The organism is Delftia sp. Cs1-4, assembly GCF_000214395.1.
Lineage (GTDB): Bacteria > Pseudomonadota > Gammaproteobacteria > Burkholderiales > Burkholderiaceae_C > Comamonas > Comamonas acidovorans.
On sequence record NC_015563.1, the window covers coordinates 1,515,703 to 1,529,403 of the forward strand.

The window sequence follows — 13,701 nt, forward strand, 5'->3', positions numbered from 1 at the left end:
GGCGGGACGGAAGCTCCTGGAAAGAGGTGGACGGAAGGCGTGGGGAGACAGATGAGGTGAGGGCGGAGGCGGAAACAAACAGGGGCCGCGAGGGCCCCTGTGTTGTCACTGTCTGTGGTCAGACCTGGGCCGCGCCCTGTGGCTGCGGCTGCTGCTCGAACGGCAGCTGCAGTTCGCTGAGGTCCTTGCGTGTTTCCACGAGGATCAGCGGGCCGTCATCCAGAGCGACCACGGGCGGGCGCTCGCGCACGACGCGCTCGGGCTGCGGTTCGGCGGCGATGGCTGCCTGGGCTGCCGCCACCTTGTCGGCATCGGAGCCCACCCATTGCAGGCCCGAAGCGGCGGCCAGCGCCTGCAGCTCGGACATGGGCAACTGGTAGGCCTGGACCTTGGGCAGGCCGCGTTCGGCGGTTGCTTCAACGGCCTTGGCTGCTGCGGGCGCGACTGCCACTGCGGCAGGAGCGGCCACGGGTGCAGGTGCTGCCACGGGTGCCACCACGGGGGCGGGTGCGACCGGCGCGGGGGTCACCGCAGCCACAGGCGCGGGAGCGGCAACCTGCTGCTCGGGCACGGGGGCCGCGACGGGTTGCTGCACCGCTTGGGCTGCTGCAGCTGCTGCGGGCTGCGCAGGCACTTGCGCTTCGGCCATGGCTTCAGAAGCCTGGGCTTCGGCGGCAGGGCTGGCTGCGTTGAAGTAGCTGCGGCGGGCAGGCTGGTCCTGCTCGGGAGCGGCGGCTTCGAAGGATTGGACGGCTTCGCCCTCCGCTTCGCGCGGTGCGCGCTCTGCACGGTCACCGCGATCGCCACGCTCGCGGCGGTCACGGCCATAGCGGTCGCGCGAACGGCGCTGGCGCGGCTGCTCTTCGCCGGAGGCGGGGGCAGCGTTGTCCAGGGACGGGTCCTGTTGCTGGGCCTGGTTGTCCAGGTTCTCTTCGGTCTCGGGAGCGACTTCGAACTGGCGGGGCTGGCGCTCGCTGCGTTCGGCGCGTTCACCACGTTCACCGCGCTCGCCACGTTCGCGGCGGCCTTCGCCGCGCTCCTGGCGCTCGCCACGCGGGGCGCGCTCGGGACGCTGCTCGATGGTGCTGCCATCTGCAGCGACAGCGGCCACGCCGTTCACGGCTTCCAGCGGCTGGCGGCTTTCACCGTCACGGCTGCGTTCACCACGGCCACGGCGTTCGCCGCGGTCGGCGCGCTCACCGCGCTCGCCACGATCCGGGCGCTCTCCACGCTCCGGGCGTTCACCGCGTTCAGTGCGCTCACCACGCTCGGCATTGCGGCGGTTGCGGTCACCGTTGCCGGCCTGGCGTTCGGCATTGGGGGCGCCAGCGCGCTCTCCATTGCGCTCCGAGCGCTCGCCACGCTCACCATTGCGTTCGTTGCGGCGGCCACGGTTGTCGTTGCGGCCGTCACGGCGTGCTTCGCGAGCGGGGGCTTCGGCGGCCGGAGCGGGCGCTGCGACTGGCGCAGGTGCCGCGCTAAAGCCGAACAGGCTCTTGAGCCAGGCAAAGAAGCCTTGCTCGCGGACCACGACGGGGGCGACGGCCGGTGCGGGCGCTGCAGCGGTTGCCGCAGGCTTGGCATCGCGCTGCTGGCCGTTGGCCGGGCGGTTGCGGCTGCCTTCGGGACGGGGCTCGGCGATGGGGGCCGGCATGTCGGGCAGCACGCCCTTGATCATGGGCGTCTGCTTGTTGGTGGGCTCCTGCGAGCGGCGCGTCACCGTGGTTTCCGCGTCCAGCTCCTCGGCCAGCTTGTAGCTGGCTTCCATGCTTTCCAGGCGCACGTCGTCGTGCTTGAGGCGCTCGAGCTTGTAGTGCGGCGTGTCCATGGACTTGTTGGGAACCATGATCACGTTGACGCGCTGCTTGAGTTCGATCTTGGTGATCTCGCCGCGCTTTTCGTTGAGCAGGAAGCTGGCCACTTCCACGGGCACCTGGCAGTGCACGGCGGCCGTGTTGTCCTTCATGGACTCTTCCTGGATGATGCGCAGGATCTGCAGCGCCGAGCTTTCCGTGTCACGCACGTGGCCGGAGCCACCGCAGCGCGGGCAGTTGATGTGCGCGCCTTCGGACAGGGCCGGCTTGAGGCGCTGGCGGCTCATCTCCATGAGGCCGAACTTGCTGATGGTGCCGAACTGCACGCGGGCACGGTCCTGGCGCAGCGCGTCGCGCAGGCGGTTCTCGACCTCGCGGCGGTTCTTGCTCTCCTCCATGTCGATGAAGTCGATGACGATCAGGCCGCCCAGGTCACGCAGGCGCATCTGGCGCGCGACTTCGTCGGCGGCTTCCAGGTTGGTGCGTGTGGCGGTTTCCTCGATGTCGCCGCCCTTGATGGCGCGGGCCGAGTTCACGTCGATGGAGACCAGCGCTTCGGTGTGGTCGATGACGATGGCGCCGCCCGAGGGCAGGGTCACGGTGCGCGCGTAGGCCGATTCGATCTGGTGCTCGATCTGGAAGCGGCTGAACAGCGGAGCGTCGTCACGGTAGCGTTTGACGCGGGCGGCATGCTCGGGCATGACGTGCTGCATGAACTGCTGCGCCTGCTCGTAGATGTCGTCGGTGTCGATGAGGATGTCGCCGATGTCGCCGTTGAAGTAGTCGCGGATGGCGCGGATCACCAGGCTCGATTCCTGGTAGATCAGGAAGGCGCCCTTGGCCGACTTGGCGGCGCCATCGATGGCGTTCCACAGCTTGAGCAGGTAGTTCAGGTCCCACTGCAGCTCGGGCGCGGTGCGGCCGATGCCGGCGGTGCGCGCAATGATGGACATGCCCTTGGGGTACTCAAGCTGGTCCATCGCCTCCTTGAGTTCGGCACGGTCCTCGCCCTCGATGCGGCGCGAGACGCCACCGCCGCGCGGGTTGTTGGGCATCAGCACCACGTAGCGGCCGGCCAGCGAGATGAAGGTGGTCAGGGCCGCGCCCTTGTTGCCGCGCTCTTCCTTCTCGACCTGGACGATCAGTTCCTGGCCTTCGCGGATGACTTCGTTGATGCGGGCCTGGCTGGGGGAGACGCCTTCGGCGAAATACTGCTTGGAGATTTCCTTGAAGGGCAGGAAGCCGTGGCGGTCCTCGCCGTAATCGACGAAGCAGGCCTCAAGGCTGGGCTCCACGCGCGTGACCACGGCCTTGTAGATGTTGCCCTTGCGCTGCTCGCGCCCTTCGATTTCGATTTCGTAGTCGAGCAGCTTCTGACCATCGACGATGGCAAGGCGACGTTCTTCCGACTGCGTGGCGTTGATGAGCATCCGTTTCATGATGCGTTTCCTTTATTCGTTTTCTCTGGGGCGCGCCGGAGTGCAGCCTCTGCTGCCAGACCGTCACGCCTTTGACTTGTAATCAAAGACAGGCTCGCGAGGGAGCCGAGATGCCGGACTGACGCGTCGAAACGAAAGGAATCGCCGGATGCCTTGATGCTTGAGACCTGGCTCAAGTCAGCAATGGGGGCAAGGGCAGGGGGACGAGAGCGATGAGAGAGGCACGCCGTCCAGCTTCAAGCGAAGCTGCTGCACGTGCGGGGCAGGCGGGAGGCTTGGGGGCGGCAATGATCCTGGGCGCAGGCGTTTTCCTGCTCCACAGCGTGACCATCCATGCCCAAAAGATCCACATGCTCGCTTTTGATCCGCTGGCAGCGGTGGACGCCGGGTCCGACCCCTTCTGCCAGCTTGAGATTCCGTATCAGTGTTTCAATTCGTCAGCCACAACCGATGCAACGACGAACTTCGCAGGCCATCTTTTCCTGCTGTTTCGCGTGCATGACACCGGATGGCATCGACCTGCCTGTGCGGGGAAATGGCTGTTTGGACTAAACTCCATGAGAATCAACCACTTATAAATAGTTCGGCACAGGTGAAACACATTATAGAGGGCAAACCGGCAGACGACCGTTCCCTGAACGCAGCCACTGCCGCAGTGCGGCTGATCGAAGTCGATGACGATTCGGCCGGACAGCGGTTGGACAACTTTCTCATACGCCATCTCAAGGGCGTTCCCAAGACCCATGTCTATCGCATCATCCGCAGTGGAGAAGTGCGCATCAACAAAGGGCGCGTCAGTGCGGAAACCCGCGTTTCTACCGGCGATATCGTCCGCATACCGCCCGTGCGCATTTCCGAAAAAGTCGCCGAAAAGGCCGAGCGGCCAGCGCCAGCCAGGGATTTCCCCAGTCTGCTGGAAGACGAGCACCTGATCGCCATCGTCAAGCCCGCCGGTGTGGCCGTGCATGGCGGCTCGGGTGTGAGTTTTGGTGTCATCGAGCAACTGCGCCAGGCGCGGCCGCAAAGCCGTTTTCTGGAGCTGGTGCATCGGCTCGACCGAGAGACATCCGGCATCTTGCTGGTGGCCAAGAAGCGCTCGGCGCTGACGCATCTGCAGGACCAGTTCCGCGAGCGCGAGACCGGCAAGACCTACCTGGCCCTGGTCCAGGGCACCTGGCCGGCCAATCACAAGGTGATTGATCTGCCGCTGCACAAATACCTGCAGGCGGACGGCGAACGCCGCGTGCGGGTGACCACGGCCGATGATCCTGACGGCATGCGCTCCGTCACGCTGGTGCGCGTTCGCAGCACGCTGGCGCCCCAGCCCCTGCTGGGACTGCCGGCCATGAGCCTGCTGGAGGTGACCATCAAGACCGGGCGCACGCACCAGATCCGCGTGCACCTGTCCAGCCAGGGGCACCCGATTGCGGGCGATGACAAATATGGCGACTTCGACCTGAACCGACGCCTGCAGAAACAGGGGCTCAAACGCATGTTCCTGCACGCATGGCGGCTACAGTTCACCCACCCGGCCAGTGGCGAGCGGGTGGAGCTGCGCGCCGAGCTTCCCGAAGAACTGGCCCGTTTCGCCGGCTGACGCTGGCTCTGACTCCTTGTAGATATGACAAATCCTGGTTCTTCCGAGATGCACCGTGCGCGCCGCTTCGATCTCATTGCCTTCGACTGGGATGGGACGCTGTCGGATTCCACCGCGGTGATCGTCAAGTGCATTCAGGCGGCCGTGGCCGATGTGGGGGGCACGCCTCCCAGCGATGAGGCGGCGTCCTATGTGATCGGCATGGCGCTGATGCCCGCATTGGCGCGTGCAGCGCCCGATGTGCCGCCCGAAAAATACCCCGAGCTGGGCAACCGCTACCGCCACCATTTCATCAAGCACCAGGACGACATCAGCCTGTTCGCCGGCGTGCTGCCCATGCTGGCGGCGCTGCGCGAGCGAGGGCACCTGCTGGCCGTGGCCACGGGCAAGAGCCGCCGTGGTCTGAACGATGCGCTGCAGGACCCGCAGTTGCGCGGCATGTTCGACAGCTCGCGCACGGCGGACGAGACTGCCGGCAAGCCGAATCCGCTGATGCTGCAGGAGCTGATGGCCGAATTTGGTGCGGACCCTTCGCGGGTGCTGATGATCGGCGACACCACGCACGACCTGGAACTGGCCCGCAATGCAGGCTGTGCCAGCGTGGGCGTGGGCTATGGTGCGCATCCCACCGACGGCTTTGGCATGCTGAAGCCGTTGCATGTGGCGCAGAGTGTTGCGGATTTGCATCAGTGGCTGTTGGCCCATGGCTGAGTCGTCATGCCCGCGTCAGCGCGTGGATTCATGCTCTTGAGGTGTGCCGTTGACCGTTGAACGCATCGTTCTGTGCGCCAGCGATGCCCTGCAGGAAGGGGCGAATGCCGTGCCTTTCGACGTGGTCTACGCGGGTCATGCCTGCCGCGCATTCGCCATCCGCTTCGAGGGACAGGTGCATGCCTATCTGAATCGCTGCACCCATGTGGCCATGGAGATGGACTACCAGCCGGACCGCTTTTTCGATGACACCGGACGCTGGCTGCTGTGCGCCACCCATGGAGCGGCCTACGCGCCCGACAGCGGCGCCTGCGCTGGCGGGCCCTGCCGTGGCGGCCTTGTGAAAATCTCCCTGAGCGAAAGCGCGGGGGTGGTGCACTGGCATACTGCCGATAACCTGAAACCCGTCGAGTTCTGACATGACTTCCCCCATACCTCCGGAAAATCCTGGCTCCGCATCGCACCCATCCCCGGGTGCGGACCTGTGGGCCCGGGCCACGCCCGCCACGGCGGCTGCCGATGCGCGCACGGCGGCATCGAGCGGCTGGGAGCGGGAGGTGCTGGAAAAGCTGGTCTTCTCCACCATCAACGAGCAGCGTGCCTCGCGCCGCTGGCGCCTGTTTGGCCGCCTGCTGTGGACGGCGCTCATCCTCGTGGTGCTGTGGGTGCTGTTTGCCAAGGACACGGCGACCACGACCAGTTCCTCCCCGCACACGGCCGTGGTCGAGGTCAAGGGCGAGATCGCCGCAGGTGCCGACGCCAGCGCGGAATTCGTGGTGGCCGCCATGCGCAGTGCCTTCGAGGATTCGGGCTCGCGCGCCGTGGTGCTGCTGATCAACTCGCCGGGCGGCAGCCCTGTGCAGGCCGGCATCATCAATGACGAAATCGTGCGGCTCAAGGGCAAGTACGACAAGCCCCTGTATGCCGTGGTGGAAGAGACCTGCGCTTCGGCCGCCTACTACATTGCCGCCGCCGCCGATGAGATCTTTGTGGACAAGGCCAGCATCGTGGGCAGCATCGGCGTGCTCATGGATGGCTTTGGCTTCACCGGCGCCATGGAAAAGCTCGGCGTGGAACGCCGCCTGCTGACGGCTGGCGAGAACAAGGGTTTCCTGGACCCGTTCAGCCCCATGTCCGAAGGGCAGCGCGAACATGCCCACAAGATGCTGGGCCAGATCCACTCGCAGTTCATCAACGTGGTCAAGGCTGGCCGTGGTGACCGCCTGCATGAGACGCCCGAGACTTTCAGCGGCCTGTTCTGGACCGGCCAGCAGGCGGTGGAGATGGGCTTGGCCGACAAGCTGGGCAGTCTTGACTATGTGGCCCGTGAAGTGGTCAAGGCGGAAGAGGTGGTGGATTACACGCGCCGCGACAACGTGGCCGAGCGTCTGGCCAAGCGTTTCGGCGCGGCTTTTGGCGGCGGTGCGGTGCAGGCACTGCGTTCCAGCCTCCCGGCTCTGCGCTGATTCTTGCGGGGTCTCCCGCTCGGTCTGCCAAGACGAAAAAGCCCGCCTTCGACAAGAAGGCGGGCTTTTTCGCTGGTGGGCGGCTTCAGCGGCCGATGGAGAACACCACCGGCGTGCGGTTGTCCGGCGCTTCCTTGTGCTGGCGCCATTCGCGCACCAGTCGGCTTTCGATGCGGGCGCTCTCCAGTGTCAGGCCGCAGGCCAACGCCAAACGGGTATGGGGTTGCAGCGTCTGCAGCAGGGCTTGCCAAAGCGCGGCGTTGCGGTAGGGCGTCTCGATGAACTGCTGGGTCTGGCCTTGGCGCAATGCCAGGGCTTCAAGCTCCTTGATGCGCTGCACCCGTCCGCCGGCATCCTGGGGCAGGTAGCCCACAAAGGCATAGTTCTGTCCGTTGAGCCCGCTGGCGGCCAGTGCCAGCAGCAGCGATACGGGTCCGATCAGCGGCACGACGCGTATGCCCAAATCGTGCGCGGCGCGCACGATGGAGCTGCCGGGGTCGGCCACGGCGGGCATTCCGGCCTCGCTGACCAGTCCCATGTCATGCCCGGCCAGCAAGGGGGCGAGCAGTGGCTTGGCGTCAAAGACGGCGGCACCCTTGTCGCCATGGTCCCCCTTCTTGTGGGCCTCGCGCGGCAGCTCGGTGATCTGCTGGGTCTGCAAGGGCTGGGCCAGTGCATGCAGCGCGTCGATGCGCTTGAGATAGGCGCGTGTGCTCTTGGCGTTTTCGCAAATCCAGTGGGTCAACCGTGCAGCGGTGCGCAGTGTCCCATCGGGCAGGACCTGCGTCAGCGGCGTTTGCTCATCGCAGCCGAAGTCCAGCGGCGCGGGCACCAGGTAGAGCGTTCCTGTCAGGGGCTTGGTGATGGCGTCGCTCATGGCAGCACGGCTCCTGCGGCGCGCAGCAACTGGCATGTGCGGATCAGCGGAAGGCCGATCAGTGCCGTGGGGTCGTCGCTGACGATGGCGTCGAGCAGGGCAATGCCCAGGCCCTCGCTCTTGGCGCTGCCTGCGCAGTCATAAGGCTGCTCAGCGCGCAGGTAGCGCTCGATTTCCGCATCGTTGAGATCGCGAAAGCGCACCTGAACCGTCACCACGTCGGTCTCGGAAAAGCCGGTTTCCTGGCAGACCACGCTCACGGCAGTGTGGAAGTTCATCTGGCGCCCGCTCATCTGGCGCAACTGTTCGGTGGCGCGTTCATGGTTGCCGGGCTTGGACAGCGGCAGGCCATCGAGCTCGGGCACCTGGTCGGAGCCGATGACAACGGCGCGGGGGTGCAGCGCAGCCACGGCCTGGGCCTTGGCCAGGGCCAGGCGCAGGGAAAGGGCGTGCGGTGTCTCTCCGGCCAGAGGTGTTTCATCGACTTCCGGGGAGACGGTCTGGAATGGCAGCCGCAGCCGCTCCAGGAGTTCGCGGCGGTAGCGTGAGGTGGAGCCAAGGATCAGGGGACGCGCCAGGCCGGGAGCCTGGGCTAAGGCGGGGTGGGGAGCTTGCATGCCCGGATTCTCTTACACTGCCCGCATGAGCAAGGAATTTTCTGCGGCCCGCCTCGATGTTCGCGCTTTCGCGCAATCGCAGGGCCATCTTCAGGACCAGACAACACTGTCAGTCTTCCCGCGTCTGGCCCAGGATGCGCAGCCGGATGTCGGTGACACGCACGGCCAGGTGCACTGGCAGGCGGACGGCGAGCTGGTCGAGCAGACCGGCGGCCCCGGTCAGGTGTGGCTGCATCTGCAGGCCGATGCCGTCGTGCCCATGGTGTGCCAGCGCTGCCTGGCCCTGGCGCCCATCACCCTGCAGGTTGATCGGTCTTTTCGCTTTGTTGCGGATGAAGCCACAGCCGAGTCCGAGGACGATGAAAGCGATGAGGACCTGCTGGTGCTCAGCCGCGAGTTCAATCTGCTCGAGCTCATAGAGGACGAGTTGCTCATGGAACTGCCTGTGGTGCCGCGTCACGATGTCTGCCCCGAGACTGTGAGCTTGCAGTCCAGCGACGCGGACTTCGAGCAGGCCATCGAGGACAAGCCCAACCCGTTCGCCGTCCTTCGCGGCCTGGATGTGGGCAAATCCGCAGACTGATCGAGAAGCCCGGAAAAAAGGTCGAGGCCGGGAAAAGCGATTGCGCTATAATCAAGGGCTTCGCGCGAAACCCCCTCGTGTCTTTAATGGGCTGATCGCGTTTTTTACCAACCCTTTTCAGATACACAGGAGCCATCATGGCTGTTCAGCAGAACAAGAAGTCCCCCTCCAAGCGCGGTATGCACCGTTCGCACAATGCACTGAATGTGCCTGGCATCGCCGTGGAACCCACCACGGGTGAAACCCACCTGCGTCACCACATCAGCCCCAACGGCGTGTACCGCGGCCGTCAAGTGCTGAAGAACAAGTCCGAAGCCTGACCTTCGACCGTTCCCGCAGAGCCCGCGGCTACAGTTTTCGTAGCGCGGGCTTTTGTTTTTTCTGATGGCCGTTCCTATCTTTCCAGGCCTTGCAACAGGCTTGCCAGTCGCTCATGATCACTTTGGCCGTTGACTGCATGGGGGGTGATCACGGCCCCCGCGTCACGCTCGCGGCGTGCCGCCAGTTCCTCGATTCCCATTCCGACGCCCGGCTGCTGCTGGTCGGTCAGCCCGATGCGCTGGCTGGCTTTGCGCATGAGCGCGCCAGCGTGGTGCCGGCCTCGGAAGTCGTCGGCATGGATGACCCGATCGAGGTGGCGCTGCGCAGGAAGAAGGATTCCTCGATGCGCGTCGCCATCCAGCAGGTCAAGGATGGCCAGGCTGCTGCTGCCGTGTCGGCTGGGAATACGGGTGCGCTGATGGCCATCTCGCGCTACCTGCTCAAGACGCTGGATGGCATCGATCGCCCCGCCATCGCTCCCCAGTTGCCCAATGCCAAGGGTGGTGCCACCACGGTGCTGGACCTGGGTGCCAACGTGGATTGCTCGGCTGAGCATCTGCTGCAGTTCGCCGTCATGGGCTCGGCCCTGGTATCTGCGCTGAACAACGAAGAGGCGCCTTCGGTGGGCCTGCTCAATATCGGCGAAGAGCAGATCAAGGGCAGCGAAGTCATTAAGCGTGCGGGCGAACTGTTGCGCGCGGCCGGCAAGGCCGGTCACCTGAACTTCTACGGAAACGTCGAAGGCAACGATATCTTCAAGGGCACGACCCAGGTCGTGGTCTGCGACGGCTTTGTGGGCAACGTGGCCCTCAAGTCTTCCGAGGGGGTGGCGTCCATGATCTCCAATGCCCTCAAGCAGGAGTTCAAGCGCAACATCTTCACCAAAATGGCTGCAATCGTTGCCTATCCGGTGCTAACTGCGCTGATGAATCGCGTGGACCATCGGCGTCACAACGGTGCGGCGCTGCTGGGCCTTCGTGGGCTGGTGTTCAAAAGCCATGGGTCAGCCGATGCCTTGGCTTTCGAGCACGCGCTGAACCGCGCGTATGATGCGGCCCGCAACAACCTGCTCGACCGTGTCCGTACCCGCATCTCCGCAGCCCTGCCTCTTTTGCTGGCTGCGCAGTCGGAATCGGGACCGTCGGCGCCCTAATACAGATGAGACGCTACGCACGCATCACCGGCACGGGCAGCTACCTGCCACCCCGCCGACTCACCAATCACGATCTGGCAGCCGAGCTGGCCCAGCGTGGCATCGAGACCTCGAACGAGTGGATCGTCGAGCGCACCGGCATCCATGCCCGTCACTTTGCCGCGCCCGACGTGGCCAGCAGCGATCTGGCCCTGGAGGCGTCGAAGAAGGCGCTGGAGGCCGCTGGCTGCCAGCCACAGGACATCGACCTGATCATCGTCGCCACCTCGACGCCCGACATGGTCTTCCCGTCCACTGCCTGCATCCTGCAGAACAAGCTTGGCGCCAACGGCTGCGCGGCCTTTGACGTGCAGGCTGTGTGCAGCGGCTTTGTCTACGCTCTCACGGTGGCCGATGCCATGATCCAGTCCGGCGCCGCAAGCCGCGCGCTGGTGGTGGGTTCCGAAGTCTTCAGCCGCATCCTTGATTTCAACGACCGCACGACCTGCGTGCTGTTCGGCGACGGCGCCGGCGCGGTGGTGCTGGAGGCGTCCGAACAGCCTGGGATCCTGGCGTCCGACCTGCATGCCGATGGCAAGCATGTCGGCATCCTCTGCGTGCCGGGCAATGTGTCCGGCGGCCAGGTGCTCGGTGATCCGCTGCTGAAGATGGATGGACAGGCCGTGTTCAAGCTGGCGGTCGGCGTGCTGGAAAAGGCCGCCCGCGCGACGCTGGACAAGGCCGGGCTCACCGATGCCGATATCGACTGGCTGATCCCTCACCAGGCCAACATCCGCATCATGCAAAGCACGGCGCGCAAGCTCAAGTTGTCCATGGACAAGGTGGTGGTGACCGTGGACCAGCATGGCAATACCTCGGCCGCCTCGATCCCGCTGGCGCTGGACCACGGCGTGCGCAATGGCCAGGTCAAGCCTGGGCAGACCGTGCTGCTGGAAGGCGTGGGTGGTGGCTTCACCTGGGGTGCGGTGCTTCTCAAGATGTGATGCGGGATGCCTGCCTGTCGGCAGGCTCCCATGGCGCGGCTTTTATTTTTGAAAATATGAAGAAGTTTGCATTCGTCTTTCCCGGCCAGGGCTCGCAATCGGTGGGCATGCTCGACGGATGGGGTGACCATCCTGTCGTGGCGCAGACGCTGGCCGAAGCGTCCGAGGCGCTGGGTGAAAACATCGGCCAGCTGATCCAGCAAGGACCGAAGGAAGCCCTGGCGCTCACCACCAACACCCAGCCCGTGATGCTGGTGGCCGGTGTGGCCGCCTGGCGCGTGTGGCAGGCCGAAGGCGGCGCGCTGCCCGATGTCGTGGCAGGCCATTCGCTGGGCGAGTATTCCGCCCTGGTCGCCTCGGGCGTGCTGACGCTGGCCCAGGCTGCCCCGCTGGTGCGCCTGCGTGCTGCAGCCATGCAGGAGGCCGTGCCCGTGGGCACGGGCGCCATGGCGGCCATCCTGGGCCTGGACGCCGACAAGGTGCGCGCAGGCTGCGCCGAGGTCACGGCTGCCCTGGGTGGCGCTGAAGTCGTCGAAGCCGTCAATTTCAACGATCCTTCGCAGACCGTGATCGCCGGCAGCAAGGCTGCTGTCGAAAAGGCCTGCGAAGCCCTCAAGGCCGCAGGCGCCAAGCGTGCCCTGCCGTTGCCCGTGTCGGCGCCGTTCCATTCCAGCCTGATGAAGCCTGCGGCCGAAAAGCTCAAGGCGGCGCTGGCTGCCACGGCGCTGGCTGCGCCGCAGATTCCCGTGCTCAACAACATCGACGTGGCGGTCGAGCAAGACGCCGACGCCATCCGCGATGCGCTGTATCGCCAGGCCTTTGGCCCGGTGCGCTGGGTTGAATGCGTTCAGGCCATGAAGGCGCGCGGCATCGTGCATCTCGTCGAGTGCGGTCCCGGCAAGGTGCTCATGGGCCTGACCAAGCGGATTGACGCGGACCTGACGGCCGCTGCCCTCTATGATCCGGCCACGCTGGCCGACGTGAAAGAATCCCTCGCATGACTGACAACCAGAACAAGCCCCAGGTTGCCCTGGTGACGGGTGCCTCGCGTGGCATTGGTGCTGCCATTGCCCAGGAGCTGGCAGCGCGCGGCTACCGCGTGATCGGCACGGCCACCACCGACGGTGGCGCGGAAAAGATCGGCCAGGCTCTGTCGGCCCATGAGGGCTGCCGCGGCGTGAACCTCAATGTCACGGATGGGGCGGCCGTCGATGCCTTGATCGACAGCATCGTCAAGAATGACGGCGGCCTGCATGTGCTGGTCAACAACGCCGGTATCACACGCGACACCCTGGCCATGCGCATGAAGGACGACGACTGGGATGCGGTGATCGACACCAATCTCAAGGCGGTTTTCCGAGTCAGCCGTACGGCCATTCGGCCCATGATGAAGCAGCGTTTTGGCCGCATCATCAACATCACCAGCGTCGTTGGCGCCTCCGGCAACCCCGGTCAGGCCAACTATGCAGCCGCCAAGGCCGGCGTTGCCGGCATGACGCGTGCGCTGGCCCGTGAACTGGGCAGCCGCGGCATCACGGTCAACTGCGTGGCGCCTGGCTTCATTGCCACCGACATGACGGCGGAGCTGCCCGAAGAGCAGAAGAACGCCCTCAAATCGCAGATCGCCATGGGCGATCTGGGTCAACCCAGCGACATCGCCCATGCCGTGGCCTACCTCGCATCTGCGGGTGCGGGATACGTCACCGGCCAGGAATTGCACGTCAACGGCGGCATGTACATGTAAGTGCTGCGGCGGCTTCGGGCAGACCCCTGCCAGAAGCCGGCGTTGCTTGCAACAGAAGAGGCCGTTTCCTCGCGACGGCCGGCTGAAGAGGGCCTGAGGCCCGAAGCAGCTAGAATCGCGGGTTCATTCACAACCCCCAGAGGGAAACCATGAGCGATATCGAAGCACGTGTCAAAAAAATCATTGCCGAACAACTCGGCGTTGAAGAGTCTCAAGTCACCAACGAAAAGGCCTTCGTGGCTGATCTGGGTGCTGACTCCCTGGACACGGTGGAGCTGGTGATGGCCCTGGAAGATGAATTCGGCATCGAGATCCCCGACGAAGACGCGGAAAAGATCACGACGGTGCAAAACGCCATCGACTACGCCAACACCCACCAGAAGGCCTGATAGGGCC

14 protein-coding genes are annotated in these 13,701 nt (G+C 65.1%); 11 read left to right on the forward strand and 3 right to left on the reverse strand.

The genetic code is table 11. The features are described 5' to 3' along the window. Positions 1 to 118 precede the first annotated feature (118 nt). Positions 119 to 3,253: an Rne/Rng family ribonuclease gene (locus DELCS14_RS06690; RefSeq protein ID WP_013800981.1), complete on the reverse strand. Its 3,135-nt coding sequence runs from the start codon at positions 3,251 to 3,253 to the stop codon at positions 119 to 121. A 592-nt stretch (positions 3,254 to 3,845) separates the two neighbouring features. Between DELCS14_RS06690 and DELCS14_RS06700 the strand changes: the two genes are divergently transcribed. The 4 genes from DELCS14_RS06700 to DELCS14_RS06715 are packed head-to-tail and all read left to right on the forward strand — an operon-like array spanning position 3,846 to position 7,027. Further along, complete coding sequence (locus DELCS14_RS06700) at positions 3,846 to 4,850, forward strand: RluA family pseudouridine synthase (protein WP_043795769.1); 1,005 nt, start codon at positions 3,846 to 3,848, stop codon at positions 4,848 to 4,850. A gap of 24 nt (positions 4,851 to 4,874) precedes the next feature. Further along, positions 4,875 to 5,561, forward strand: coding sequence for an HAD-IA family hydrolase (locus DELCS14_RS06705; protein WP_043795772.1), 687 nt, complete (start codon positions 4,875 to 4,877; stop codon positions 5,559 to 5,561). A 49-nt stretch (positions 5,562 to 5,610) separates the two neighbouring features. Beyond that, on the forward strand, positions 5,611 to 5,979 hold the full coding sequence (locus tag DELCS14_RS06710; protein WP_013800985.1) for a Rieske 2Fe-2S domain-containing protein: 369 nt from the start codon (positions 5,611 to 5,613) through the stop codon (positions 5,977 to 5,979). A 1-nt stretch (position 5,980) separates the two neighbouring features. Further along, entirely contained in the window at positions 5,981 to 7,027 is a 1,047-nt protein-coding gene (locus DELCS14_RS06715; protein ID WP_013800986.1) for a S49 family peptidase, read from the forward strand. 85 nt (positions 7,028 to 7,112) lie between these two features. Here the strand turns inward: DELCS14_RS06715 and DELCS14_RS06720 are convergent, their stop codons facing one another. Continuing rightward, positions 7,113 to 7,904 carry an SAM-dependent methyltransferase gene (locus tag DELCS14_RS06720; protein ID WP_013800987.1) on the reverse strand — a complete coding sequence of 264 codons (792 nt, stop codon included), beginning with the start codon at positions 7,902 to 7,904 and terminating at the stop codon, positions 7,113 to 7,115. Continuing rightward, positions 7,901 to 8,521: a Maf family nucleotide pyrophosphatase gene (locus DELCS14_RS06725; RefSeq protein ID WP_013800988.1), complete on the reverse strand. Its 621-nt coding sequence runs from the start codon at positions 8,519 to 8,521 to the stop codon at positions 7,901 to 7,903. The genes DELCS14_RS06720 and DELCS14_RS06725 overlap by 4 nt, the downstream gene beginning before the upstream one ends. 25 nt (positions 8,522 to 8,546) lie before the next feature. On the opposite strand from DELCS14_RS06725, the gene DELCS14_RS06730 reads away from it, so the two are divergent. The 7 genes from DELCS14_RS06730 (at position 8,547) to acpP (ending at position 13,694) form a co-directional block, all read left to right on the forward strand. Then, on the forward strand, positions 8,547 to 9,104 hold the full coding sequence (locus tag DELCS14_RS06730; protein WP_013800989.1) for a YceD family protein: 558 nt from the start codon (positions 8,547 to 8,549) through the stop codon (positions 9,102 to 9,104). 137 nt (positions 9,105 to 9,241) lie between these two features. After that, complete coding sequence (gene rpmF / locus DELCS14_RS06735; RefSeq protein WP_012207072.1) at positions 9,242 to 9,424, forward strand: 50S ribosomal protein L32; 183 nt, start codon at positions 9,242 to 9,244, stop codon at positions 9,422 to 9,424. A 113-nt stretch (positions 9,425 to 9,537) separates the two neighbouring features. Next, a complete protein-coding gene (plsX, locus tag DELCS14_RS06740; RefSeq protein ID WP_013800990.1) occupies positions 9,538 to 10,578 on the forward strand; it encodes a phosphate acyltransferase PlsX in 1,041 nt (346 codons plus the stop codon). Between the two features lie 5 nt (positions 10,579 to 10,583). Further along, a complete protein-coding gene (locus DELCS14_RS06745; protein ID WP_013800991.1) occupies positions 10,584 to 11,561 on the forward strand; it encodes a beta-ketoacyl-ACP synthase III in 978 nt (325 codons plus the stop codon). Positions 11,562 to 11,617: 56 nt separating this feature from the next. Then, on the forward strand, positions 11,618 to 12,562 hold the full coding sequence (gene fabD, locus DELCS14_RS06750) for an ACP S-malonyltransferase (protein WP_043796600.1): 945 nt from the start codon (positions 11,618 to 11,620) through the stop codon (positions 12,560 to 12,562). After that, a complete protein-coding gene (gene fabG / locus DELCS14_RS06755) occupies positions 12,559 to 13,305 on the forward strand; it encodes a 3-oxoacyl-ACP reductase FabG (RefSeq protein ID WP_013800993.1) in 747 nt (248 codons plus the stop codon). The genes fabD and fabG overlap by 4 nt, the downstream gene beginning before the upstream one ends. Positions 13,306 to 13,454: 149 nt before the next feature. Next, a complete protein-coding gene (acpP, locus tag DELCS14_RS06760; RefSeq protein WP_003058049.1) occupies positions 13,455 to 13,694 on the forward strand; it encodes an acyl carrier protein in 240 nt (79 codons plus the stop codon). Positions 13,695 to 13,701 lie beyond the last annotated feature (7 nt).

What these genes read in the sequence shown, in the direction of transcription:
- DELCS14_RS06690 (WP_013800981.1), bottom strand. Translation starts at nt 3,253, where the DNA reads ATGAAACGGATGCTCATCAACGCCACGCAGTCGGAAGAACGTCGCCTT.
- DELCS14_RS06705 (WP_043795772.1), top strand. Translation starts at nt 4,875, where the DNA reads ATGACAAATCCTGGTTCTTCCGAGATGCACCGTGCGCGCCGCTTCGAT.
- DELCS14_RS06715 (WP_013800986.1), top strand. Translation starts at nt 5,981, where the DNA reads ATGACTTCCCCCATACCTCCGGAAAATCCTGGCTCCGCATCGCACCCA.
- DELCS14_RS06720 (WP_013800987.1), bottom strand. Translation starts at nt 7,904, where the DNA reads ATGAGCGACGCCATCACCAAGCCCCTGACAGGAACGCTCTACCTGGTG.
- DELCS14_RS06725 (WP_013800988.1), bottom strand. Translation starts at nt 8,521, where the DNA reads ATGCAAGCTCCCCACCCCGCCTTAGCCCAGGCTCCCGGCCTGGCGCGT.
- DELCS14_RS06730 (WP_013800989.1), top strand. Translation starts at nt 8,547, where the DNA reads ATGAGCAAGGAATTTTCTGCGGCCCGCCTCGATGTTCGCGCTTTCGCG.
- rpmF (WP_012207072.1), top strand. Translation starts at nt 9,242, where the DNA reads ATGGCTGTTCAGCAGAACAAGAAGTCCCCCTCCAAGCGCGGTATGCAC.
- plsX (WP_013800990.1), top strand. Translation starts at nt 9,538, where the DNA reads ATGATCACTTTGGCCGTTGACTGCATGGGGGGTGATCACGGCCCCCGC.
- DELCS14_RS06745 (WP_013800991.1), top strand. Translation starts at nt 10,584, where the DNA reads ATGAGACGCTACGCACGCATCACCGGCACGGGCAGCTACCTGCCACCC.
- fabD (WP_043796600.1), top strand. Translation starts at nt 11,618, where the DNA reads ATGAAGAAGTTTGCATTCGTCTTTCCCGGCCAGGGCTCGCAATCGGTG.
- fabG (WP_013800993.1), top strand. Translation starts at nt 12,559, where the DNA reads ATGACTGACAACCAGAACAAGCCCCAGGTTGCCCTGGTGACGGGTGCC.
- acpP (WP_003058049.1), top strand. Translation starts at nt 13,455, where the DNA reads ATGAGCGATATCGAAGCACGTGTCAAAAAAATCATTGCCGAACAACTC.